This window comes from Promicromonospora sp. NPDC057488, assembly GCF_042802395.1.
GTDB lineage: Bacteria > Actinomycetota > Actinomycetes > Actinomycetales > Cellulomonadaceae > Promicromonospora.
Window position 1 is genome coordinate 33,245 of sequence record NZ_JBHVEG010000007.1, and the last position, 21,137, is coordinate 54,381.

Here is a 21,137-nt window from a genome sequence, read left to right on the forward strand (position 1 = left end):
GTGACGCCGACATCGGCACCATGAAAACCAGCTGAGATGCACGGCGAGGCCCTTTCCCGGATTCCCGGGAAAGGGCCTTGTCGCGACCTGAACAATTGTCCAGATATTGATCTGAACAATTGTCCAGCTCAAGTCTTCCGAGTCCGCCGTGCAGTAGAAAGTTCCCATGCTGAACACCCGCTCCCCGGAGGAGCCCTACCTGGTCGAACGCAATCCCGGCTACTTCGAGTACCAGCTCCCGGTCTCGGTGAAGGCGGTCCTCGCCTGGCGTGGCCGGCTGCCCCTGCTGCGCAACGAGCGCGACGAGTGGGAGCTGCCCGGCGGCAAGCTCGACCTCGGCGAGGCCCCGGCCCCCTCCCTCGCCCGCGAGATCCGGGAGGAGCTCGCCTGGGACGCCGCCGTCGGCGACCCCGTGCACAGCTGGGTGTACCGCGTCTTCCCGCACCGTCACGTGTTCGTGCTGACCTACCTCGCGACCTACGACGGCGACGCCGCACCCGTCTACAGCCACGAGCACAAGGAGCTCACCCTCGTCACGCCTGACGAGGCCGGCGCCCTGAACCTGCCGGACGGCTACCGGACGGCGATCCGGCTGGCCGTCGAGCGAGGGCTGTTCCGCTGAGGCCGGGGCGCACGCCGTCACGCCCGGCTGCTGTCGCAGCGCCAGGAAAGATCGCGCCCGGGCACCGATCAGCGCCGTCGTCGGATACCTTGAGCCCGTGCCCGACCTCGTGATCGCCCAGCGCCACACGGCTCACCTCGACCGGGTCGCTGCCGCGCTGCGCCAGGTGCACGAGGCCGACCGCTACCCGATGGTCTGGCCCGACGACCCGATCGCCTGGCTCACTCCCGCGGGCACGATCGGGGCGTGGGTCGCACTGTCCGACGGCGTCGTCGTCGGACACGTGATGCTGGTCGCCGCGGACGGCGTGGAGCACGTCGACGAGCTGGCCGCAGCCGCCCGGGTGTCCGTGGCCGGGCTCGCCGGCGTGAGCCGCCTGTTCGTCACGCCCAAGGCGCGCGGCGCGCGGATCGCCACGGCGCTGTTCGAGCGCATCGAGGACTCGCCCGTCCGGCGCGGACGCCGGCTCGTGCTCGACGTCGTGGACGACGGCGGACCGGCCGTCCGCCTGTACGAGCGCCTGGGGTGGGCGCGCGTGGCCGAGGGGCCGGCGGGCTGGACCGGGCCGGACGGCGCCCACCCGCTCGTGGCGAGCTACCTCTGCCCCCGCTGACCCGCTAGACGGTGCGGGCGCCCAGCCAGGGTGCCAGGTGGTCCTCGTGCCACAGCCACTCGACGCCGGCGGCGGCCTCCTCGGGCGTGCACAGCGCCGCGTGGAACGCCTCGCGCAGCCGGTGCCGCTCGTCGAGCAGGCCCGCCGCGTCAGGACCGACGGCGTCGGCATCGACGGAGTCCGCGACGCCGACCACCACGATCCGGGTGTGCGGCGGGGTGCCCGCGCAGACCTCCGACCACGGCCCCAGGTCCCCGACCGCGAGCTGACCGCCCGCGCCGTCCCACAGGCAGGCGAGCCCGGGACGGTCGGCGACGTGGAACACCCCGCGCGCCCGCAGCCCGCCCGCACCGAGCGACTCGATGCGCTCCAGCAGCCGCTCCGGGTGGAACGGCAACGGTGAGCGCAGCTCCAGGGTCCAGCTCCGGTCCCCGGGGACGCCGCCCCGGCCGGTGATCGCCACCGCCCCGAGCGGGTGCGCCCGGTGCTCGGCCCGCGCCGGCGAGTGCCGGGCGGCGGCGAGCGCCGCGGACTCCAGGGCGTGCAGCCCGTCGACCCGGCGGGTCCCGGCGCCGCGCAGGCGGTCCAGCAGGCCGGACGGCGTGGCCGACGGCGTCTCGACGGGCTCGACCGGCGTGGTGGGCTCGGCGTGCGACGTGTGGGTCACCACGAGGTCCGCCTGCTCGATCTGGGCCGCGAGCGCCTCGCCCACGGAGCGTTCGTCGCCCATGGTGAGCCCGAGGCCGCGTTCGAGGAGGGTGTCGTCGCCGAGCAGGTCGTGCTGGAGGGTGTCGAGGTCGACCACGGTGAACGAGGTGGCGACGCGGGTGTGGTCGAGGGCGCCGCCGCGCACGGTCTCGGCGGCGAGGGCACGGGCCGCGGGCAGGGGTTCGGCGCTGGTGGGCAGGGCGAGCAGCACGTGGTCCCAGCGGCCGTCGCGGGCGAGGCGCGCGATGGTGGGGACGGCGTCCTCGCGGACGGCGCAGGACAGGCAGGCGTGCTCGAGCGGGACAAGCACGTCCTCGATGACGCCGGTGGCGTCGAGAACGACGCGCCGGAGGTGGTCCTCGTAGATGTCGTGCCGGGTCGCGACGACGCCGGGGGCGTCGGTCAGCAGGCCGAAGAGCGCGGAGTCGCGCAGCACGGGGTCGATGGTGGCCAGGACGCTCACCGGGATGATTCCGCGGCGGTCTCCGGTTCGGTACATGCTGCCTCCTCGCCCGGGGGCCAGCCCCGGAATAATTGATAACCGTTCTCAGTTCTGGTTCACTGTAGCGCGATATGAGAACGGTTCTCACCAGCGGCGGCCAGTCCGTCGCAACAGGAGGTCATGTGTCAGCCAGATGCCAGGTGCTGGGCACCGTGCCGGGGTTCGGCCACTCGATTTCGCACTCCCACGTGCGGACCAAGCGGCGGTTCGACCCCAACATCCAGAAGAAGCGCTACTGGGTCCCGTCGCTCGGCCGCAACGTCACGCTGCGGGTGAGCGCCAAGGGCATCAAGACCATCGATCGCAAGGGGATCGACGTGGTCGTCGCCCAGATCCTGGCAAGAGGGGAGAAGGTCTGATGGCCAAGAAGTCGAAGATCGCCGCCGACACCCGGCGCCGGGAACTCGTCGCCCGGTACGCCGAGCGGCGCGCGGAGCTGCGCCGCACCCTGCGCAGGCTCGACCTCCCGGCCGAGGAGCGCCAGGCCGCCGCCGCGGAGCTGTCCCGGCAGCCGCGCGACGCCAGCCCGACCCGGCTGCGCAACCGCGACGTCGTCGACGGACGGCCCCGCGCGTACTCGCGGAAGTTCGGGCTCTCCCGGATCCGCCTGCGCGAGATGGCCCACCGCGGCGAGCTGCCCGGGGTGACCAAGTCCAGCTGGTGAGGACCGGCCCAGGCGGCGGCCCCGCCGTCCGCCCCCGCTACCCAAGGAGTGACACATGAAGGTTCGCGCATCACTGCGGTCCCTGAAGGACAAGCCCGGCGCCAAGGTCGTGCGCCGGCACGGCAAGACGTTCGTGATCAACAAGCTCAACCCGCGCTGGAAGGCGCGCCAGGGCTGAGAAGAGGAGACAAACCATGAAGCAGAACCTTCACCCCACCTACGGCCCCGTCGTCTTCCGGGACGCGAGCGCGGGATTCACGTTCCTGACCCGCTCGACGCTGGCCGGCAGCACCGACTCCGGCCCCGGCCGCCCGACGGCGACCATCGAGTGGTCCGACGGCCAGACCTACCCCGTGGTCGACGTCGAGATCAGCAGCGCCAGCCACCCGTTCTGGACCGGATCGGCCCGCGTGGTCGACACCGCCGGACGCGTCGAGAAGTTCCGGCAGCGCTACGCCAAGCACAACACGAGCACCGACAGCAAGGGTGGTAACTGATGGCATCGCGTACCGACCTGCGACCCGTGATCAAGCTCCGCTCGACGGCGGGCACCGGGTTCACCTACGTGACCCGCAAGAACCGGCGCAACGATCCTGACCGGCTCGTCCTGCGCAAGTTCGACCCCGTGGTGCGGCAGCACGTCGACTTCCGCGAGGAGCGCTGACCGATGGCGGTCCCCAAGAGGAAGATGTCCCGGTCGCGGACCCGGTCCCGCCGCTCCCAGTGGAAGGCCCTGGTGCCCGACCTGGTCGCGGTGACCGTGGACGGCCGCCAGGTGCGCATCCCCGCGCGGCTCGTGCCCGCGGTCCGGCGCGGCCTGGTGGTCCCGGACTGAGACCCGGCTGAACGACGAGAGCCCCGGCGCAGCAGCGCCGGGGCTCTAGTCGTGTCCGGGGTCAGCGAGCGAGCGCCGCGGCGTCGACCCGGATGTCGAGGCCGGCCACGAGCTCGTCGGCCCACTCCTTGGCCGCGTGCCCGGTCGGGTCCGCGACCAGCACGTGCCCGATCCGCTCGTTGTTGTCGCCCGGCCGCACCACGCGGCCGGGCGACGGCGTCTCGTGGCCGAGCACGCGCGCGTCGTCCGCCAGGCGTTCCGCGCCCCGGACCTCACGCACGACGCCGTCCGCCGGGGCCAGCAGGAACGTGACCGCGGCGCTCGTGGCGGCCGACGGGCCCGGCACCGGTTCGCGGCCGAGCGCCAGGTCCACCAGGACCTGCAGCGGGTTGTAGCCCGTGACGAGGCGGACCAGCTCGAAGACGTAGCCGCCGCCCTGGCGCGGGTTGAGCTCGATCAGCCGCGGCCCGGCCGCGGTGAGCCGCACCTCGGTGTGGCTGATGCCGTGCGTGAGCCCGACGACGGACAGCACCGCGGCGACGTGCCGCTCGATCGCGTCTCGCTGCTCGGGCTCAAGGGGCGCCGGGAACAGGTGCCCCGACTCGACGAAGCCCGAACCGGCCTCGACGCCGGGCTCCGCCACCGACTTCGCGGTGATGCCCAGCACCCGCGTGACGCCGTCGCGGGTCACGGACTCGACGCTGTACTCGGGCCCGTCCAGGACCCGTTCGAGCAGGGCGAGCCGCTCCAGCGGCTGGTCCCGGGTGTTGCGCTCGAGGCCGGTCGCCGCGTCGAAGGCCACGGCGAGGCCGGCCTCGTCGGCGACCTTGGCCACGCCGGTACCGGAGTTCATGTCCACGGGCTTGACCACGAGCGGGTAGCCGAGGCTAGCGGCCTCCTTGCGCGCCTGGTCCCAGGTGGACGCCACGGCGAACGCCACGTCGGGCACTTCCCCGGCCGCGAGCGCCTGCCGGACCAGGTGCTTGCGCGTCGCGGTGCGCAGCACGTCCGCGGGCGCGCCGGGCAGGTCCAGCCCTTCGGCGACGTGCGCGACGGCGGGCAGGTAGTAGTCGCAGGTCGTCAGGACGCCGTCGACCGGTCGGCCCGCGGCGTGCTCGCGGGCGGCGACGTCGCGCGCCGCCGCGAGCAGGGCGGCGTCGTCGTTGGTCTCGGCGACGACCACCTCGGCGGCGAGCGCCAGGACGGGGTGGGGCACGCCGTCGGGCAGGCGGTACAGGTCTGGGTCGCGGGTGACGAGCACGTACCGGTGGCCGGCGTCGTGCAGGAGGGGCGGGAGCATGAGGCCGGTGGACTGGAGCCAGCTCTCGATCATCAGCAGGTTCGCCACGTCAGCACGCTCCGCGCGTGGACACGCGAACGAGAGTCGTTCTCAACATGGCGCACAGCCTGCCACACCGGGTCGGGACAGCAAGCCGGGGGCACCCCCTCGGCCGCGGAAGCCTTCTCCTGGCTCGCCCCGTCGTCGCTTACAGCACCCCGTCCGGGAGGGACGGGTGCTCGTCGGCCGGCGGCTTCGGGCGTGGGATGAGCAGCGCGAGCACGGTGCAGACGACCGAGGCGAGAAGGCCGAGCAGCAGCGCCGTGCGGAACGCGTCGCCCGACGGCACCGGGACCCCCTGGTACTGCGCGCCGCCCGCGGCGAGCACCCCGCCGACGACGGCGGCGGCCGACGTGGTGCCCAGCGAGCGCATGAGCGTGTTGAGCCCGTTGGCAGCACCCGTCTCGTGCGACGGCACCACCCGCATGATCAGGGCGGGCATGGCCGCGAACCCCAGGCCGATGCCGACGCCGACCACGAGGTTGACCACGAGCACGTGCCACACGTCGAGGTCGACCACGACGGCGATCACGTACGAGATCGCGATGATGGCCGACCCCGCGGCGAGCAGCGGCTTGGGTCCGAAGCGGTGCTCGAGCCGGCCCGCGACCGGCGACATGGCGAGCATCACCAGGCCGGAGGGCATGAGGATCAGGCTCGCGTGCATGAGGCTGAGCCCCAGGCCGCCGGCCGCCGTCGGCAGCTCCAGGAGCTGCGGGAACACGACGTTCGAGGCGAACAGCGCGAAGCCCATCGCGATCGAGGCCAGGTTGGTGAACAGCACCGTGCCGCGGGCCGTGACCCGGAGGTCCACGAGAGGCTCGGCGATCCGCAGCTCGTACCAGCCCCACACCAGCAGGACGAGCAGCCCGCCGAGCAGCAGCCCGAGCGTGCGCGCCGAGCCCCAGCCCCAGTCGTTGCCGCGCGAGACCGCCAGCAGCACCCCGGTCAGGCCGATGGCGAGACCGATCACGCCGACGACGTCGAGCCGGCCGCCCGTGCGCAGCGTGCTCACGGGCACGATCCACGCGACCAGCGCCAGCGCGAGCAGGCCGATCCCGGCCGCCACCCAGAACACGACGTGCCAGTCGTAGCGCTCGGTGACGAACGCGCTGATCGGCAGGCCGAGCGCTCCCCCGACGCCGAGCGTCGCGCTGACCAGAGCGATGCCGGAGCCGAGCCGGTCCCGGTGCAGCACGTCGCGCAGGATCGAGATGCCGAGCGGGACCACGCCCATGCCCATGCCCTGCAGGCCGCGCCCGACGATCAGGAGCACCACCGACGGCGACAGCGCAGCCACCACGGAGCCCAGCGCCAGCAGGCCGAGCAGCGCGAGCGCGACGGTCTTCTTGCCGTACATGTCGCCGAGCCGCCCGGAGATGGGCGTGCAGATCGCCGCCACCAGCAGCGTCACCGTGATGACCCAGGCGGACACGTCACGCGATACGCCCAGCAGGGTCGGCAGCTCCGCCTGGATCGGCAGCAGGATCGTCTGCATGAACGACGCCCCCATGCCGGCGAACGCGAGGACGGCGATCACCAGGCCCGGGCGCGGCATCCGCGTGAGCCGAGAGCGGTCCTGGCCACCAGGGGGAAAGCGGAATCTCATGCGCGGCAGACAACCCTTCGACGAGCGGGCGGGGGGGATACCTGCACCTTACATAGTTGCCCGCGCCAACCGAGATCTGCCCGCCGGGGCCAGGTACAGGACAGAAGTCGGCCGCTTCTCCGCCTAACGTCGAGGACACCGAGCCAAGCTCCCGAGAGGACCCGTCATGCCCGAGCAGACCACCACCACCACCGCCCCCGCCGGATACACGTCCGTGGCCCCCTGGGTCGTCACCGACGACACCGGCGCGTTCCTCGACTTCGTCGCCCAGGCGTTCGACGGCGAGGAGCTCGCGCGCGTCGTGACGGAGGACGGTCAGGTCGGGCACGGCGAGATCCGCGTCGGCGACACCGTGGTCCTGGCCTTCGACCGCCGCCCCGAGTGGCCCGTCATGCCGAGCCTCCTACGCGTGTTCGTGCCGGACGCCGACGCCGCGTTCGGTCGCGCGGTGACGGCGGGCGCCGTCGTGGTCACCGCGCTGGACGACAACGCCTTCGGCCAGCGCGGCGGCCGGGTCCGGGACCCCTTCGGCAACATCTGGTGGGTGGTCAGCCACGTCGAGGACGTCCCGGAGGACGTGATGTGGCAGCGGCTCCAGGACCCGGTCTACGCCGAGGGCATGCGCGTGGCCCAGGCGACGCTCGACGCAGAGCTGAGCGGACGCGAGCAGGGCCGCAGCAGCGCGCCGATCGCGCCGTCGACGACGCCGTCCGCCACCTAGGCGGCGACCTCGGCGTCAGGCGGCGGCGAGCTCGACCGCCAGCTCCTCGACCAGGTCGTAGCCCTCCTGCATGCCCCCCTCCATGCCCGAGCCGACGATCATGTCCCGGACCTCCTTGCTGGGGACGACGGTGCGCACGGTGAGCGTGGTGCGCCCGTCGTGCTCGGTGAGCGTGTAGTGGTTCAGGGTGGGCTCGGAGTCGCCGTCCGGCATGCCCTCGAACACCTCGGTGTGCGTCATCCGCTCCGGCGCCGCGATCTCGCGGTACTCGCCGTGGAACCCCACCTCGGAGCCGTCGTTCGCGGTCATCACGTAGCGCCAGGAGCCCCCGACCCGCAGGTCGACGGTCGCCTCGGTGACCGTGCCGCGCTGCCCGGCCCACCAGCGCCGGATCAGCTCGGGCTCGGTGAGCACCCGCCATACCTGCGCACGCGGTGCGTTGAACTCCCGGGTCACCAGGATCTCGGTGTCGGTCGGGAGCGTCAGGACGGCGCTGCCCTTGGTCGTGGTGGTCATGTCAGTCTCCTTGTCCGGTTCCTGCATCTGTCGGTGGTCGCGTCCCGAGCTCGTCGAGCACGTCGTCCATGAGGTCGAACCGCTCGTTCCAGAGCCGCTCGTACTGCGAGACCCAGTCGTGGACGGCGCGCAGCGGCGCACCGTTGACCCGGTAGAGGCGGCGGCGCCCGTCGTCGCGCACGTCCACCAGCCCCACCTCCCGCAGCACGCGCAGGTGCTTGGACACCTGCGGCTGCGCGAGCCCGAGCAGCTCGACCAGGTCGCCCACCGCGAGCTCGCCGCCGGACAGGGCGTCGAGGATCTCGCGGCGGCGCGGCTCGGCCACCGCGTTGAACGCGTCGGTAGTGGTCGCTGCTCGTGCCATGCCTCAAACATATACCCATATCGGCATGCGTCAACGGCGGGTGCCGCCCTGATCGTTCTGCGCCTTTCGTTGACGCCCCGCACCGCGCAGTGCAGCGTTGCCCACGGTCGGCCGTGCACGACCTGCCCGGCCGGCGTCTTCCAACGAGGTCTGTGAGGGATCGGGCATGACGCTTTCGCGTCGGATGTTTCTCGGCGGAGCGGCCGGTGTGGCCGCACTCGGACTCACGGGAACGGGGGTGGCGTCCCCGCAGCGGGCGTTCGCCCTCGACCCCGACGGCATGGAGAGCAAGATGCTCTTCGGGGACGCGCAGGCCGGGGCCGCGTCGATCCCCAAGGAGAGCGGGAACGGCAACTACCACTCGTGCCGGATCCCGGCGATCCTGGCGATCCCGGGTACGAGCGTGGTGGTCGCGGTCGTCGAGGGGCGCCCGAACCACAATCTCGACAACAGCGGCAACTTCAACCTGCTGCTGCGCCGGTCCACAAATCTGGGCCTGACCTGGAGCGTCGCGTCGACGCTCGCGGGGGCCGGCCTCGACTGCTGGGCCAACCCCACCCTGGTGCACGACCGGATCACGGGTCGGCTGTACTGCTTCATGCTGCGCCGTCAGTCCGGCGAGCTGGTGGAGATCGACCCCAAGCTTCACATCGCGACGTCGGACGACGACGGCGCCACCTGGACGGCGCCGATAGCGCGGACCGACCTCGACCGATCAGGGACGGACAACGACTTCATCGGGCCCGGGAACGGGATCCAGCGCGCCGACGGCTCGCTGGTCATACCTGCGCGCGGCCGGCTGATCATCAAGGAGCCGGGCGGGGACTGGGCCAACCACGACGTTCCCAACGGGCTGTACGTCAACGACAAGGGGGTCCGTCCGCACCCCTACGGCGAAGGGACCGTCGCGGAACGCTCGGACGGACAGCTGATCCTCAACTACCGCGCCACGAACTGGGAGCTCAACCGAGGCTTCCCCATGGCCCGCCGCGTGGCCATCGGCAACCCGGGTGACTGGCAGATGTTCGGCGAGGAGCACTGGCGCACCCAGATCATCGACCCCGGCAGCCACGGCGCGCAGATCTCGCACACCTTCAACGGCAACCCGTACCTCATCCATCTCAACTCCAACAGCTCGACACGTGACAACCGCTACGTGATGACGCTGCGCGCGAGCGCTGACGACGGTGAGACATGGAGGGCCTATCAGCGGCCGTTGAAGAGCGCCCCCCTGGCCAGCGAGGGGAGCCAGGTGGGCAACCTGCGTGAGGGTGGCTACTCGGCGCTGACCTCGACGAGCAGCGGCATCGTCCTGGCCCTCGTCGAAGCACGACGTGTCACGGTGAACAACCCCAGCCAGGACGACCTCAACTACCGCTCACCGTGCGCCGTGGTGCTGCGCCGGTTCCACCCAAGCTGGATCATCAAGCCGGCGGCCTGACGCCCCGCGCCGGCGCCGTCGACGCGCGGACCATCAGCCGCTGCTCCGCCGTCCGACGGCGGGCGCGCGCGGCCCGCGGCAGCAGGGCGAGCTCCAGCGCCTGCCTGCCCATGTCCTTCATCGGCAGGCGCACCGTCGTCAGGGCGGGCGACAGGTGACCGGCCACGGTGACGTCGTCGAACCCGGTGACCGACACGTCGTCCGGCACGGAGACGCCCCGCTCCCCCAGCACCGACAGCACGCCCACCGCCATGTCGTCGTTGAGCGCGAGGATCGCCGTGACGTCCGGGTGGGCGTCGAGGATCTGCCGGGCGGCGTCCTTGCCGCCGTCGAGCGTGAACGCGGCCTCGACCACGGGCAGGTCCGCGAGCCGCAGGCCGTGGTCGCCGAGCGCCTGCTCGACGCCGGCCAGCCGGTCGGCCATGGTGGCCAGGCGCCGCGACCCGGCCGCGACGGCGATCCGGCGGTGCCCGAGCTGAAGCAGGTGGTCGGCGATGGCCCGCCCGCCCGCGACGTTGGCCGGGACCACGGCGTCGACGCCGAGCTGCGGGTGCCGACCGATCACGGCGACCCGCCCGCCGGTCGCCTCGAAGGCCTGCACCTGCGCCTTCAGCTGCGCCTGCACGTCACGGTCGAGGTGCCCGGACCCGGCCACGACGATGATCCCGACGCCGGCTCCCGCCAGCGCCCTCAGCTGCGCGACCTCCGCGTGCGGGTCCCGGCCGGTGTGGCAGATCTGCACCATGCGCCCGTGCGCGCCCGCCACCTCCAGCACCCCGCTGGCGATCTCGGCGAAGTACGGGTCGCCGATCTCGTGCACCACGAGCCCGACCGCGGGGCTGGCGCCGCTCGCGAGCGAGCGCGCGTGCACGTTGGCGACGTACCCGAGCTCGGTGGCGACGGCGCGCACCCGTTCCGCGAGCGCCTCGGAGACCCCGGCGGCACCGGACAGGGCACGGGAGGCGGTCGCGATGGACACGCCGGCGTGCTCTGCGACGTCGACCAGGCGGAGCCCGGCGGTGTGCTTGCGCATCGAATCTCCTCGCCACGGTAAAGCGACAGGTAATGAATGGTGCCAGAACCCTTGTCACCCGGCGCCCCAGTTCCTAGAGTGCCGTAAGCGGTTACGGAAGCGCTTGCCCACGATGATGTGGACCCACAAGGGAGTGGACCATGAGAGCAACCCGACGCCTGACGGTAGCGGCAGTCGCCGCGGCCTCGGCACTGTCCCTGTCCGCCTGCCTGGCGAGCCCGGAGCAGGGCGGCGGTGAGGCGGACGGCCCGGACGACCCGATCGTCATCGGCGTCTCGCTCCCCCTGACGGGCGACTTCGCGGAGCCGGGCAAGGGAGTGCAACGAGGTTATGAGGCCTGGGCCAAGCACGTGAACGAGGGCGGCGGGCTGCTGGGCCGCCAGGTGGAGCTGGTCATCGTCGACGACCAGTCGAACGCGGACCGCGTGGCCTCGGACTACGAGCGGCTGATCAACCAGGACGGCGTGGACCTGGTCTTCGGGCCGTTCTCGACCCGCCTCGTGGTGCCGGCGGCGCAGGTGGCCCAGGACTACGGGTTCCTGTTCGTGGAGCCGGCGGGCGCCGCCGCCGAGGTGTTCGAGCAGGGCTTCGACAACCTGTTCTACGCGGCGCCGGCCATCGCCGACGACCACTACGACCACCTGGCCGAGTACGTCCTGGCCCTGCCCGAGGACGAACGGCCGAAGACGATCGCCGTGGCCTCGATGGACGACCCGTTCGCGCAGGGCACCGCCTACGGCCTGCGGGACAAGCTCGCCGACGCCGGGATCGAGGTGGTGGTCGACGAGGTGTACCCGCCCAACACCACGGACTTCAGCGGCATCGCGGCGAAGATCGCGGACTCGGAGGCGGACCTGCTGATCGTGGGCTCGCAGTACCAGGACGGCGTGAACCTCGTGGTGGCGCTGCAGCAGCAGGACTACCAGCCGCAGATGGCGGCGATCTCCGGGGCGCCGACCAACGCCGAGTTCCCGGCTGCGATCGGCGAGAAGACCGAGGGCATCCTGGCCCCCACGGGGTACACGCCGACGGCGCCGTACCCGTCCAACCAGGAGTTCGTCGAGGCCTACACGGCCGAGCACGACGCCCCGCCGGCCGAGGACGAGGCGAATGCCTGGACCACGGGCCAGGTCGTCGCCGCGGCGGTCGAGGCCGTGGGCTGCGCCGACCCGAGCCCGGAGTGCCAGGAGCAGCTCGTCGGGTGGCTCAAGGAGAACGAGGTCGAGACCGTCGTCGGCACGCTGAGCTGGGACGCGCAGGGCCGCCCGCAGAGCGCGCACCTGATCCAGCAGTACGTGGACGGCGAGATCAAGATCGTGCTGCCCGACGACGTCAAGGAAGCCGACCTCCTGCACCCGAAGCCCGAGTGGTGACCCGATGACCGGTGCCCTGTTCGCGCAGAGCCTGGTGCTCGGCGTCCTCCTGGGCGGGCTGTACGCCCTCCTGGCCGCCGGGCTGACCCTGTACTTCGGCGTGATGCGCGTGGTCATGATCGCCCACTCGGCGTTCCTGATCCTGGCCGCGTACCTCGCCTGGTACTTCCACGAGCGCACGGGCGTCGACCCCCTGGTGTCGCTGGTCGTCACGGTGCCGCTGTTCTTCGTGGTCGGGTACGGGATGCAGCGGTTCCTGGTGTCCCGGCTGCGGCCCATCACGCTGACCACGATGTCGGTGCTGCTCACGTTCGCGGTGGCGCTGACGATCGAGGGGCTGCTCGGGTTCATCTGGACCGGCACGCAGCGCCGCGTCCAGCTCGGCTACTCGGGCATGAGCATCGAGGTTGCGGGCGTCAGCATCGCGGTGGTCAAGCTCATCGCGTTCGGCCTGGCCGCGCTGTCGCTGGGTGCGCTGTACCTGATCCTGCGGCGGACGTCGTTCGGCCGGGCGCTGCGGGCCACCACCCAGCACCCGGAAGCCGCGCGGCTGGTCGGCATCGACACCGACCGGGTGGCCGGGCTCGGCTTCGGGCTGGGGCTGGCCACGGCCGCGATCGGCGGGACGGCGCTCGCGCTGGACTACACGATCTACCCGTCGCTGCACTGGCACTGGATCGGGCCGCTGATGGCGATCATCGTCGTGGGCGGGCTGGGCAGCATCCCCGGCGCGGCCATCGCGGCCCTGCTGCTGGGCGTGGCCGCGAGCCTGCTGCAGGTGCCGCTCGGCACCACCTGGGCGCAGACCGTGTTCTACCTGGCCCTGTTCGTGACCCTCATGATCCGCCCGCAGGGATTCTTCGGAGGCCGCCTTGCCCAACGCTTCTAGCGCCACCAGGCCCTCCGGGCCGACGCCGGCCCGCGTGCTCCGGATCGGCGGCCTGCTCGCCCTCGCAGCCGTGGTGCTGCTCTTCCCGTCCCTGGCTCCCGACCCGTTCATCCTGTCCGTCGGCGTGGTGATCCTGAGCTACGCCGTGCTCGCCACGTCCTGGAACCTGGTGGGCGGCTTCACCGGCTACATCTCGCTGGGGCACGCCGCCTACTCGGGCCTCGGCGGGTACGCCACGGCGCTGCTCATCCTGCGGTCCGGGCTGAACCCGTGGCTCGCGCTCGTGGTCGGTGCCCTGATCGTGGCCCTGATCGCGATCCCGGTGGGCATCGCGTCGCTGCGGGTGCGCGGCGCCTCGTTCGTGATCGTCTCGATCGCGCTGGTGCTCATCCTGCAGCTCACGTTCCAGAGCTGGCACACGTTCACCGGCGGCTCGGGCGGGCTGCGCGTGCCGCGGCCGTTCGGCCCCGACGTGCTGCGGCCCGAGCAGCACGAGCGGTTCTTCTACCTGCACGCCGTGCTCCTGGCGCTCGCCCTGCTGACCTGGTGGCTCATCGAGCGCTCCCGGCTCGGCGCGGGGCTCAAGGCGATCCGCGAGGACGAGGACAAGGCGCAGGCGCTCGGCGTGCCGACGTTCGCGTACAAGCTCACCGCGCTCGTGACCAGCGCGTTCTTCACCGCGCTGGGCGGCGGCCTGTATGCCCTGTGGTTCGGCTACCTCGACCCGATCTTCCAGTTCTCGATCCTGGTCGGCACCTACATGGTGCTGATGTCGCTGCTCGGCGGGGTGCGCAGCCTGTTCGGCCCGCTGCTCGGCGCCGTCGTCGTCGGGTACGCGGTCGAGGTGTTCAAGTCGCAGTACGGCGACACGCAGTTCCACCTGGTCGCCACGGGCGTCCTGCTCGGCCTGGTGGTCCTGTTCATGCCCGACGGCGTCATCCCGGCGATCACCTCGTTCCTGAACCGGCGGCGCCGCGCGGCGTCGATCCGCGAGGTGAGCGCCGAGGAGCTGGCCCGGCAGCGCGAGGAGGCGACCCGATGAACGCGACCACCAGCTCGGTGACCACCGAGGGGCTGACCAAGTCGTTCGGCGGTGTTCGCGCCGTCGACGGCGCCTCAGTGGCCTTCCACGACGGCGAGATCAACGCCCTGATCGGGCCGAACGGGTCCGGCAAGACGACGTTCTTCAACTGCGTCACCGGCATGATCAGGCCGGACGCCGGCACGGTCAGCTACCGCGACCGCGACATCACGGGGCTCGCGCCGCACCGGATCGCCCGCTCCGGCATCGGGCGCAGCTTCCAGCTCTGCCGCGTCTTCCCGCGGCTGACCGTGCTGGAGAACGTGCTGGTCGCGGTGCAGCCGCACGGGCTGCTGCAGCGGCTGCGCGGCATGCGCAACCCGGACGACGTCGCCCGGGCCCGCGAGCTGCTGGCCCGCGTGGGGATCGACCACCTGGAGAGCGCCGAGGCGCGCGACATCTCCTACGGCCAGCAGAAGCTGCTGGAACTGGCGGGGGTGCTCATGGGCGACCCGCACACGATCATGCTCGACGAGCCGGCCGGCGGCGTGAACCCGGCGCTCGTGGACCGCATCGCCGACCTGGTGCGCGAGCTCAACGCCGAGGGCCGCACCTTCATCATCGTCGAGCACAACATGGAGCTGGTCATGGGCCTGAGCGACCACGTGGTGGTGTTCGACCGGGGCCGGCCGATCGCCCAGGGCACCCCCGCCGTCGTGCAGGACGACCCTCTGGTCCTGGAGGCCTACCTTGGCGTCTGAACTGGAACCCCTCCTCCGCCTGACCGACGTGCAGGCCGGCTACGGTCGCGCCGCGCTCGTGCTGCGCGGGCTGTCCGTCACGGTCGCGCCCGGCAGCGTCGTCTGCCTCGTGGGGCCGAACGGCGCCGGCAAGTCCACGGTGCTCAAGGTGGCCAGCGGCCTGCTCAGGCCGCGCGCCGGGCAGGTGGTGGTCGACGGCGTGGACGTCACCGGCCGCACGCCGCAGCAGCTCCTCGCCGCCGGGCTGTCGCACGTGCCGCAGGGACACAGCGTGTTCCCCGAGATGACGGTGGCCGAGAACGTGCTGCTCGGCGCCTACACGGTGCGCGACCGCTCGGAGATCGAGGCGCGCACGGACTTCGTGACCGGGCTGTTCCCGCTGGTCGGCGAGCGGTGGTCGGCCCTGGCGGGCGCACTGTCGGGCGGGCAGCAGAAGCAGGTCGAGTTCGCCCGCTCGCTCATGGTGCGGCCCAAGGTGGTGCTGCTCGACGAGCCGTCGATGGGGCTCGACCCCAAGGCGACGGCGGTCGTGTTCGAGCAGGTGCGGCGCATGCGCGACGCCGGCACGGCCGTGCTGCTCGTGGAGCAGAACGCGCGGCGGGCGCTGGAGTCGGCCGACGTCGGCTGCGTGCTCGACCTGGGCCGGGTGCACATCACCGGCCCGGCCCCCGACCTCCTCGCGGACCCCCGCCTGGCCCAGCTCTACCTGGGCGGCCGCCCGAAGGAGGTCTCGTAGGGCCTCTCGCTGAGGCATCGCACGTGCACTGACTGCTGGCTGTTCAAAGGAGAACCGTCATGTCGCTCAGAACCATGCTCGGAAAGTCGCTCGGCGGTGCGGGACAGGCGGTGCTCGGCCTGGCGATCCTGGCCGCGCTGCTCGCCGGCCTCGGCGCGACGTCGTCGTCGTCCGCGGGCCGCCAGGACCCCTACCAGGACAAGGTGGCCGACTACGGCGTCTGCCGCGGCACGGACCCGGCCTGCTACAACGACTGGGACCTGCCGCGCACCACCGACGGGCGGGTGCGGGTGCTGGTCTTCACGGCGACCGGCGTCTCGCGGCACGCCCACCTGGGGCCGCTGCTGCCCGCCGGCATGAACCCGCCGCTGACCTCGGCGCACGTGGCGCAGAACGCCGTCGTCCGCTGGGGGCAGGAGTACGGGTTCGAGGTGGACTGGACCGAGGACGTGCGCCAGCTCGACTCCCCCGCCAAGCTCGCGCCGTACGACGCCGTGGTCTTCCTCAGCAACTCGCGCACCATGCTCGATGACGCCGCGCAGACCACGCTGCTGCAGTACGTCCGCTCGGGCGGCGGGTTCGTGGCGGTGCACAACACGCTCGGCGCGATGTACCACTGGCCGTGGTTCCAGGGGCTGCTGGGCGGCGCCAACTTCTACGACCACGGGCCGCACCGCGACGGGCAGGTGCTCACCGTCGACCGCCGCGACGCCTCCACGAAGGACCTGCCGCGCCGGTGGGACTTCCGCGACGAGTGGTACAACCTCGAACCGTTCCCCACGGGCGTGCGGTTCCTCGCCGAGGTGGACACGGACACGATCGGCTCCGGCACCGGGTTCAACGGGCACCCCGGGCACGAGGGCGAGCACCCGGTGTCCTGGTGCCAGTACTACGACGGCGGCCGCGCGTGGGTCACCTCGCTAGGCCACGACCCGGCCGCCTGGACCGAGGACTCTGCGCTGCCGGGTGCCGACTCGTTCAAGACCCACGTGGTGGGCGGCATCCTCAGCGCGGCCGGCGAGCGGCCGTTCTGCCGGTAGGGGTCTCGACGGGCTCTGGGGTCTCGACAGGCTCGACCAGCGGGTGGGGCGACCCGCAACTGCACTCCGCAATGACGACGACGACATTCAGGAGGCACCATGCGCACCAGACAGAGATGGCGGTCGGCGGTAGCGGCGGTGGCGATCACCGCCACCGCGCTGACCGGGCTGATGACCGCGGCCCTGACCACGGCGGCGGCGTCGACGTCGCCGGGGGCCGCGGCAGCCCCGGTGGGCGACCCGATCGAGGACCCGGCCCCGGAGGAGATCCAGTCCACGATCGGCCTGGTCCTGGAGGAGTACGCGCAGTTCCCGAAGACGGAGCCGATCCCGGCGCCCGTCGACCGCCGGCTGATGCGGCACGCCCGCATCAACGGCATCGGGGAGCTGCCGGACGGCTCGGGCCGCACCTACGTGCCGGACCTGAACGGCCCGCTGTACTTCGTGCGCGACAGCGAGCCACGCGTGTACCTGGACGTGGCCGCGCGGTTCGCGCCCGAGTTCTTCTCCGGGCGGGGCATGGGCAGCGGGTTCGGGTTCGCGGCGTTCCACCCGGACTTCGAGCACAACGGCACGTTCTACACGGTGCACAGCGAGCGCCCGGGCAACGCCGGGCCGCCGTCGGACCCCACGACCTACCCGGCGCAGACGCCGACGTTCCTGCACGCGGTGGTCACCGAGTGGGTGGCCGACGACCCGGACGCCGACGTGTTCTCCGGGACGAGCCGCGAGGTGATGCGCCTGGGCTTCGCGGGGCAGGTGCACGCGATCCAGCAGATCGACTTCAACCCGACGGCGAAGCCGGGCGACGAGGACTACGGCCTGCTGTACCTCGCGGTGGGCGACGGCGGCATCGGCGTCGGCACGGGGGTGCCGCAGGAGCGGGGCACGCCGGCCGGCAAGATCCTGCGTATCGACCCGGCGGGGACCAACGGGCCGGGCGGCACGTACGGCATCCCGGCGTCGAACCCGTTCGTGGACACCCCGGGCACGCTGGGCGAGATCTACGCGATCGGTATGCGGGACCCGCACCGGTTCAGCTGGGACACGAAGACGGGCCGCATGTTCCTGGGGCACATCGGCGAGCACGCGATCGAGGCCGTGTACGACGTGCGCGCCGGGGACAACTTCGGCTGGGGCGACCGGGAGGGGAAGTACGTCTTCGATGCGGCCGACCGGTGCAACCTGTACCCGCTGCCGGAGAACGACGACGAGCTCGGCTTCACCTATCCCGTGGTGGCGTACGACCACGACCCACCGCCCGGCTGGTCGTGCACGGCGGACAGCGGGTACGCGATCAGCGGCGGGTTCGTCTACCGCGGGCGTGACCTGCCGGCGCTGAACGGCAAGTACCTGTTCACCGACCTGGTCGAGGGGCGCGTGTTCTACGCCAAGGAGTCGCAGATGCGGCGCGGCCGGGCCGAGGCGCAGATGTACGAGCTCGCGCTCTACGACACCGACGGCACCCGCAAGCGGATGCCCGACTTCACGGGTGACGAGCGGGCCGACCTGCGCATGGGCCGGGACGCGGCGGGCGACCTGTACCTGGTGGCCAAGGCGAACGGCAAGATCTGGAAGGTCGTGGACACGGTGCACGCGCCGGTGCCGCAGGACGTGCCACGCTCGCTGGAGAAGAACTCGGTGAGCTCCTACGACTTCGAGCACCCGTTCCAGCAGGACGGCGCCGTCGAGATCGACCGCGGCCTGTCCCGCACGTACCTGAACCTGATCAACGGCGGGGAGGACATGCGGGTGGCGGACGGCGCCTACCCGGGCAGCAACAACTCGATCCAGCTCGGCCAGGTGAACCCGCTGACGGCGGGCAACGACGACTGGAAGGCGGGAGTGTTCAACGCGGCCGGGGTGCCCACGCTGTCCGCGTTCAACGGGGTGGACGGGATCACGGTGGCGGGCTGGGTCAAGATGACCGGCCAGAACCCGAGCCTCAACACCACCACCGCGGACCCGGACGACTACTACAACGCCGTGGGCCTGGCGGGCCTGCTCAGCGGGGACTCCGATGGGCACGGCGTGCGCGCCCTGCTGGAGATCATCCAGGTCGACGGCGAGCTGAAGCTGGTCGCGCTGGGCAGGCGGATCGACGGCGGCGCGTCGCAGACCTTCGCCGCGAACGAGGACTGGCGCACCCTGCTGCCGCAGGACGAGTGGGTGCACCTGGCCGCCACGTTCGACTACACCACGGGGAAGATGGCCCTGTACCGCAACGGCGAGCGGGTGCCGGGCTTCTACGTGGCCGACGGCGACCCGTGGCAGGTGGACGGCACCGGCACGTCGGCGACGACGCCGCGGGGCATCAAGATCGGCGGCAGCTTTCCGCAGGACACGCAGGAGCGGAACCCCTGCAACTGCCGCATGGACACGGTCCAGCTCCTGGACCGCGCGATCACGCCGCGGGAGGTGGCGGCCCAGTACCGCCTCATGACCCGCTGACCGCACGTGTCAGACGTACAGGTCACCGGGGTGACCTGTACGTCTGACACGTGGTGGGTAGCATGGCGCCATGGCTGCCGAGAAAGCGCTTACCGCCCCGATCTGCATCGACAGCACCAAGCCCGCACGGTCGATCCTGCGGCTGCTCGCCCGGCGTCCCGGACGGATGACCGTGGCGATCGCCGCGTTCACCGTCAAAGAGATCCCGATGTGGTTCCTGCCCGTGGTGACCGCCGCCGTCATCGACATCGTGGCCACCGGCGGCGAGGTGCGCGACGTCCTGATCTGGTTCGCCGTCGCCGCCGCCCTGCTGCTGCAGAACTTCCCCAACCACCTCGTCTACACACGCAACTTCATGACCGTCGTGCGCGACACCGGTGCCGGGCTGCGCAACGCGCTGGCCGCCCGCCTGCAGAGCCTGTCGATCGGCTACCACTCGCGCGCCAGCTCCTCGGTGGTGCAGTCCAAGGTGGTGCGCGACGTCGAGAACATCGAGGTGATGCTCCAGCAGGTCACCCACCCTCTGCTGTCCTCGCTCATGGTGCTGGGCGGCGCGATCACCATGACGGCACTGCGGGTGCCCGAGTTCCTGCCCGTCTACGTACTGGCCGTGCCGCTCGCGCTCGGGCTGCGCTGGGTCACGGCCCGGCGCTCGCGGGACCGCAACGAGAACTTCCGCCGCGAGGTCGAGGGTTTCGCCTCGCGCGTGGGCGAGATGGCCTCGCTCATCCCGATCACCCGCGCCCACGGCCTGGAGCAGACGGCGGTCACGCGCCTGGCCGCCGGGGCCGACGGCGTCCGCCGCGCCGGACTGCACCTGGACATGCTCAACGGGCGGGTCGCGTCACTCTCGTGGGTGACGATGCAGATCCTCGGCGTCACGTGCCTCGCGCTCGCCGCCGTCTTCTCCCTGACGGGGTTCCTGCCGGTCACCGCCGGCGAGGTGGTGCTGCTGTCCAGCTACTTCACGCTGCTCACCCAGGGGCTCACACAGCTGCTCATGCTCATCCCGGTCACGGCGCGCGGCATGGAGTCGGTCCGCTCCATCGCCGAGGTGCTGGAGGAGCCCGACCTCGAGGAGAACGAGGGCCGCCGCACGGTCGACGCCGTGGGCGGCGAGCTCACGCTGGACCACGTGCACCATCGCTACGCCGGCGCCGACGACGACGCCCTGGACGACGTGACCCTCACGATCCCCGCGGGCCAGACGGTGGCGTTCGTGGGCTCGTCCGGGTCGGGCAAGTCGACGCTGCTCAACCTGGTGCTCGGGTTCATCCGGCCGACGTCGGGCCGCGTGCTCGTGGACGGCGTCGACGCGCAGGAGCTGGACCTGCGCACGGTGCGCCGCCACGTCTCCGTGGTGCCGCAGGAGTCGGTGCTCTTCGAGGGCACCATCCGCGACAACGTCACCTACGGCCTCCCGGACGCGTCCGACGACGTGGTGCGTGCGGCGCTGCGGGACGCCAACGCGCTGGAGTTCGTCGATGCGCAGCCGCAGGGCTGGGACACCGTGGTCGGCGAGCGCGGGGCGCGGCTGTCCGGCGGGCAGCGGCAGCGCATCGCGATCGCCCGCGCGCTGGTGCGCGACCCGCGCATCCTGCTGCTCGACGAGGCCACCAGCGCGCTGGACACCGAGTCGGAGACCCTGGTCAAGGAGGCGCTGGGCCGCCTCATGCGGGGGCGGACGACGCTGGTCGTGGCCCACCGGCTCTCGACGATCCGGCAGGCCGACCGGATCATCGTGCTGGAGCACGGGCGGATCGTCGAGCAGGGCACGCACGACCACCTGGTCTCCCACGGCGGCCGCTACGCCGTGCTGCACGAGACCCAGGCGGGCTGACGACGGCAGTCGGCAGTTTGCCCCGTGAACTCGGCAGTTGGCATCGAGATCGGCACAGG

The 21,137-nt window shown here is 71.9% G+C and carries 24 protein-coding genes; 18 read left to right on the plus strand and 6 right to left on the minus strand.

Annotation, left to right across the window (positions count from 1 at the left end; genetic code table 11):
- Positions 1 to 166: 166 nt before the first annotated feature.
- Positions 167 to 622, plus strand: a complete 456-nt coding sequence (locus tag ACFU5G_RS02730) for an NUDIX domain-containing protein (RefSeq protein ID WP_377240540.1) — start codon at positions 167 to 169, stop codon at positions 620 to 622.
- 97 nt (positions 623 to 719) lie between these two features.
- A complete protein-coding gene (locus ACFU5G_RS02735; RefSeq protein ID WP_377240542.1) occupies positions 720 to 1,235 on the plus strand; it encodes a GNAT family N-acetyltransferase in 516 nt (171 codons plus the stop codon).
- A 4-nt stretch (positions 1,236 to 1,239) separates the two neighbouring features.
- Here the strand turns inward: ACFU5G_RS02735 and ACFU5G_RS02740 are convergent, their stop codons facing one another.
- Positions 1,240 to 2,442, minus strand: a complete 1,203-nt coding sequence (locus ACFU5G_RS02740) for a GTP-binding protein (protein ID WP_377240544.1) — start codon at positions 2,440 to 2,442, stop codon at positions 1,240 to 1,242.
- Between the two features lie 125 nt (positions 2,443 to 2,567).
- Between ACFU5G_RS02740 and rpmB the strand changes: the two genes are divergently transcribed.
- From rpmB to rpmF, 6 genes are read left to right on the plus strand one after another with little or no spacing between them, the layout of a single operon-like run.
- Positions 2,568 to 2,804 carry a 50S ribosomal protein L28 gene (rpmB, locus tag ACFU5G_RS02745; protein ID WP_026365262.1) on the plus strand — a complete coding sequence of 79 codons (237 nt, stop codon included), beginning with the start codon at positions 2,568 to 2,570 and terminating at the stop codon, positions 2,802 to 2,804.
- Complete coding sequence (gene rpsN, locus ACFU5G_RS02750) at positions 2,804 to 3,109, plus strand: 30S ribosomal protein S14 (RefSeq protein ID WP_377240546.1); 306 nt, start codon at positions 2,804 to 2,806, stop codon at positions 3,107 to 3,109. Before rpmB ends, rpsN begins: the two co-directional genes overlap by 1 nt.
- A 55-nt stretch (positions 3,110 to 3,164) precedes the next feature.
- The gene (gene ykgO / locus ACFU5G_RS02755) at positions 3,165 to 3,287 is read left to right on the plus strand and encodes a type B 50S ribosomal protein L36 (protein WP_020013141.1); all 123 of its coding nucleotides are present in this window, start codon (positions 3,165 to 3,167) and stop codon (positions 3,285 to 3,287) included.
- Positions 3,288 to 3,303: 16 nt separating this feature from the next.
- Positions 3,304 to 3,606, plus strand: a complete 303-nt coding sequence (locus ACFU5G_RS02760) for a type B 50S ribosomal protein L31 (protein WP_036968982.1) — start codon at positions 3,304 to 3,306, stop codon at positions 3,604 to 3,606.
- Positions 3,606 to 3,773, plus strand: a complete 168-nt coding sequence (rpmG, locus tag ACFU5G_RS02765) for a 50S ribosomal protein L33 (RefSeq protein WP_020013143.1) — start codon at positions 3,606 to 3,608, stop codon at positions 3,771 to 3,773. The genes ACFU5G_RS02760 and rpmG overlap by 1 nt, the downstream gene beginning before the upstream one ends.
- 3 nt (positions 3,774 to 3,776) lie before the next feature.
- Positions 3,777 to 3,944 (plus strand): 50S ribosomal protein L32, encoded by a 168-nt coding sequence (gene rpmF, locus ACFU5G_RS02770; RefSeq protein WP_108496534.1) that lies wholly within the window; start codon positions 3,777 to 3,779, stop codon positions 3,942 to 3,944.
- A gap of 61 nt (positions 3,945 to 4,005) precedes the next feature.
- Here rpmF and ACFU5G_RS02775 read toward each other — a convergent pair whose 3' ends face one another.
- Together ACFU5G_RS02775 and ACFU5G_RS02780 are read right to left on the minus strand one after the other, a co-directional pair.
- On the minus strand, positions 4,006 to 5,292 hold the full coding sequence (locus ACFU5G_RS02775) for an ATP-grasp domain-containing protein (protein WP_377240548.1): 1,287 nt from the start codon (positions 5,290 to 5,292) through the stop codon (positions 4,006 to 4,008).
- A gap of 139 nt (positions 5,293 to 5,431) precedes the next feature.
- Positions 5,432 to 6,841, minus strand: coding sequence for an MFS transporter (locus ACFU5G_RS02780; protein ID WP_377240620.1), 1,410 nt, complete (start codon positions 6,839 to 6,841; stop codon positions 5,432 to 5,434).
- A gap of 217 nt (positions 6,842 to 7,058) precedes the next feature.
- Here ACFU5G_RS02780 and ACFU5G_RS02785 point away from each other — a divergent pair, with 217 nt between their 5' ends.
- Positions 7,059 to 7,613 carry a VOC family protein gene (locus tag ACFU5G_RS02785; RefSeq protein WP_377240550.1) on the plus strand — a complete coding sequence of 185 codons (555 nt, stop codon included), beginning with the start codon at positions 7,059 to 7,061 and terminating at the stop codon, positions 7,611 to 7,613.
- Between the two features lie 15 nt (positions 7,614 to 7,628).
- On the opposite strand, the gene ACFU5G_RS02790 is transcribed toward ACFU5G_RS02785, so the two are convergent.
- Both ACFU5G_RS02790 and ACFU5G_RS02795 read right to left on the minus strand, forming a co-directional pair.
- Positions 7,629 to 8,129, minus strand: a complete 501-nt coding sequence (locus tag ACFU5G_RS02790; RefSeq protein ID WP_377240552.1) for an SRPBCC family protein — start codon at positions 8,127 to 8,129, stop codon at positions 7,629 to 7,631.
- Position 8,130: 1 nt separating this feature from the next.
- Positions 8,131 to 8,493: an ArsR/SmtB family transcription factor gene (locus ACFU5G_RS02795; protein WP_377240554.1), complete on the minus strand. Its 363-nt coding sequence runs from the start codon at positions 8,491 to 8,493 to the stop codon at positions 8,131 to 8,133.
- 166 nt (positions 8,494 to 8,659) lie between these two features.
- Here ACFU5G_RS02795 and ACFU5G_RS02800 point away from each other — a divergent pair, with 166 nt between their 5' ends.
- On the plus strand, positions 8,660 to 9,934 hold the full coding sequence (locus ACFU5G_RS02800) for a sialidase family protein (RefSeq protein WP_377240556.1): 1,275 nt from the start codon (positions 8,660 to 8,662) through the stop codon (positions 9,932 to 9,934).
- Here ACFU5G_RS02800 and ACFU5G_RS02805 read toward each other — a convergent pair.
- The gene (locus ACFU5G_RS02805) at positions 9,918 to 10,967 is read right to left on the minus strand and encodes a LacI family DNA-binding transcriptional regulator (RefSeq protein WP_377240558.1); all 1,050 of its coding nucleotides are present in this window, start codon (positions 10,965 to 10,967) and stop codon (positions 9,918 to 9,920) included. The genes ACFU5G_RS02800 and ACFU5G_RS02805 overlap by 17 nt on opposite strands.
- A 140-nt stretch (positions 10,968 to 11,107) precedes the next feature.
- On the opposite strand from ACFU5G_RS02805, the gene ACFU5G_RS02810 reads away from it, so the two are divergent.
- The 8 genes from ACFU5G_RS02810 (at position 11,108) to ACFU5G_RS02845 (ending at position 21,078) form a co-directional block, all read left to right on the plus strand.
- Positions 11,108 to 12,340 (plus strand): amino acid ABC transporter substrate-binding protein, encoded by a 1,233-nt coding sequence (locus ACFU5G_RS02810; protein WP_377240560.1) that lies wholly within the window; start codon positions 11,108 to 11,110, stop codon positions 12,338 to 12,340.
- A 4-nt stretch (positions 12,341 to 12,344) separates the two neighbouring features.
- On the plus strand, positions 12,345 to 13,229 hold the full coding sequence (locus tag ACFU5G_RS02815) for a branched-chain amino acid ABC transporter permease (protein ID WP_377240562.1): 885 nt from the start codon (positions 12,345 to 12,347) through the stop codon (positions 13,227 to 13,229).
- Positions 13,213 to 14,271: a branched-chain amino acid ABC transporter permease gene (locus ACFU5G_RS02820; protein WP_377240564.1), complete on the plus strand. Its 1,059-nt coding sequence runs from the start codon at positions 13,213 to 13,215 to the stop codon at positions 14,269 to 14,271. The genes ACFU5G_RS02815 and ACFU5G_RS02820 overlap by 17 nt, the downstream gene beginning before the upstream one ends.
- Positions 14,268 to 15,011 carry an ABC transporter ATP-binding protein gene (locus ACFU5G_RS02825; protein ID WP_377240566.1) on the plus strand — a complete coding sequence of 248 codons (744 nt, stop codon included), beginning with the start codon at positions 14,268 to 14,270 and terminating at the stop codon, positions 15,009 to 15,011. Before ACFU5G_RS02820 ends, ACFU5G_RS02825 begins: the two co-directional genes overlap by 4 nt.
- A complete protein-coding gene (locus ACFU5G_RS02830; protein ID WP_377240568.1) occupies positions 15,001 to 15,747 on the plus strand; it encodes an ABC transporter ATP-binding protein in 747 nt (248 codons plus the stop codon). The genes ACFU5G_RS02825 and ACFU5G_RS02830 overlap by 11 nt, the downstream gene beginning before the upstream one ends.
- Before the next feature lie 59 nt (positions 15,748 to 15,806).
- The gene (locus tag ACFU5G_RS02835; protein ID WP_377240570.1) at positions 15,807 to 16,787 is read left to right on the plus strand and encodes a ThuA domain-containing protein; all 981 of its coding nucleotides are present in this window, start codon (positions 15,807 to 15,809) and stop codon (positions 16,785 to 16,787) included.
- Positions 16,788 to 16,886: 99 nt separating this feature from the next.
- Positions 16,887 to 19,238, plus strand: a complete 2,352-nt coding sequence (locus tag ACFU5G_RS02840) for a PQQ-dependent sugar dehydrogenase (protein ID WP_377240572.1) — start codon at positions 16,887 to 16,889, stop codon at positions 19,236 to 19,238.
- Positions 19,239 to 19,308: 70 nt separating this feature from the next.
- Positions 19,309 to 21,078, plus strand: coding sequence for an ABC transporter ATP-binding protein (locus ACFU5G_RS02845; protein ID WP_377240574.1), 1,770 nt, complete (start codon positions 19,309 to 19,311; stop codon positions 21,076 to 21,078).
- Positions 21,079 to 21,137 lie beyond the last annotated feature (59 nt).

Excerpts from the sequence above, each read along its gene's own strand:
- ACFU5G_RS02730 (WP_377240540.1), top strand. The coding sequence starts at position 167 with ATGCTGAACACCCGCTCCCCGGAGGAGCCCTACCTGGTCGAACGCAAT.
- ACFU5G_RS02740 (WP_377240544.1), bottom strand. The coding sequence starts at position 2,442 with ATGTACCGAACCGGAGACCGCCGCGGAATCATCCCGGTGAGCGTCCTG.
- rpsN (WP_377240546.1), top strand. The coding sequence starts at position 2,804 with ATGGCCAAGAAGTCGAAGATCGCCGCCGACACCCGGCGCCGGGAACTC.
- ykgO (WP_020013141.1), top strand. The coding sequence starts at position 3,165 with ATGAAGGTTCGCGCATCACTGCGGTCCCTGAAGGACAAGCCCGGCGCC.
- ACFU5G_RS02760 (WP_036968982.1), top strand. The coding sequence starts at position 3,304 with ATGAAGCAGAACCTTCACCCCACCTACGGCCCCGTCGTCTTCCGGGAC.
- rpmG (WP_020013143.1), top strand. The coding sequence starts at position 3,606 with ATGGCATCGCGTACCGACCTGCGACCCGTGATCAAGCTCCGCTCGACG.
- rpmF (WP_108496534.1), top strand. The coding sequence starts at position 3,777 with ATGGCGGTCCCCAAGAGGAAGATGTCCCGGTCGCGGACCCGGTCCCGC.
- ACFU5G_RS02780 (WP_377240620.1), bottom strand. The coding sequence starts at position 6,841 with ATGCCGCGCCCGGGCCTGGTGATCGCCGTCCTCGCGTTCGCCGGCATG.
- ACFU5G_RS02785 (WP_377240550.1), top strand. The coding sequence starts at position 7,059 with ATGCCCGAGCAGACCACCACCACCACCGCCCCCGCCGGATACACGTCC.
- ACFU5G_RS02790 (WP_377240552.1), bottom strand. The coding sequence starts at position 8,129 with ATGACCACCACGACCAAGGGCAGCGCCGTCCTGACGCTCCCGACCGAC.
- ACFU5G_RS02795 (WP_377240554.1), bottom strand. The coding sequence starts at position 8,493 with ATGGCACGAGCAGCGACCACTACCGACGCGTTCAACGCGGTGGCCGAG.
- ACFU5G_RS02800 (WP_377240556.1), top strand. The coding sequence starts at position 8,660 with ATGACGCTTTCGCGTCGGATGTTTCTCGGCGGAGCGGCCGGTGTGGCC.
- ACFU5G_RS02805 (WP_377240558.1), bottom strand. The coding sequence starts at position 10,967 with ATGCGCAAGCACACCGCCGGGCTCCGCCTGGTCGACGTCGCAGAGCAC.
- ACFU5G_RS02810 (WP_377240560.1), top strand. The coding sequence starts at position 11,108 with ATGAGAGCAACCCGACGCCTGACGGTAGCGGCAGTCGCCGCGGCCTCG.
- ACFU5G_RS02815 (WP_377240562.1), top strand. The coding sequence starts at position 12,345 with ATGACCGGTGCCCTGTTCGCGCAGAGCCTGGTGCTCGGCGTCCTCCTG.
- ACFU5G_RS02825 (WP_377240566.1), top strand. The coding sequence starts at position 14,268 with ATGAACGCGACCACCAGCTCGGTGACCACCGAGGGGCTGACCAAGTCG.
- ACFU5G_RS02835 (WP_377240570.1), top strand. The coding sequence starts at position 15,807 with ATGTCGCTCAGAACCATGCTCGGAAAGTCGCTCGGCGGTGCGGGACAG.
- ACFU5G_RS02840 (WP_377240572.1), top strand. The coding sequence starts at position 16,887 with ATGCGCACCAGACAGAGATGGCGGTCGGCGGTAGCGGCGGTGGCGATC.
- ACFU5G_RS02845 (WP_377240574.1), top strand. The coding sequence starts at position 19,309 with ATGGCTGCCGAGAAAGCGCTTACCGCCCCGATCTGCATCGACAGCACC.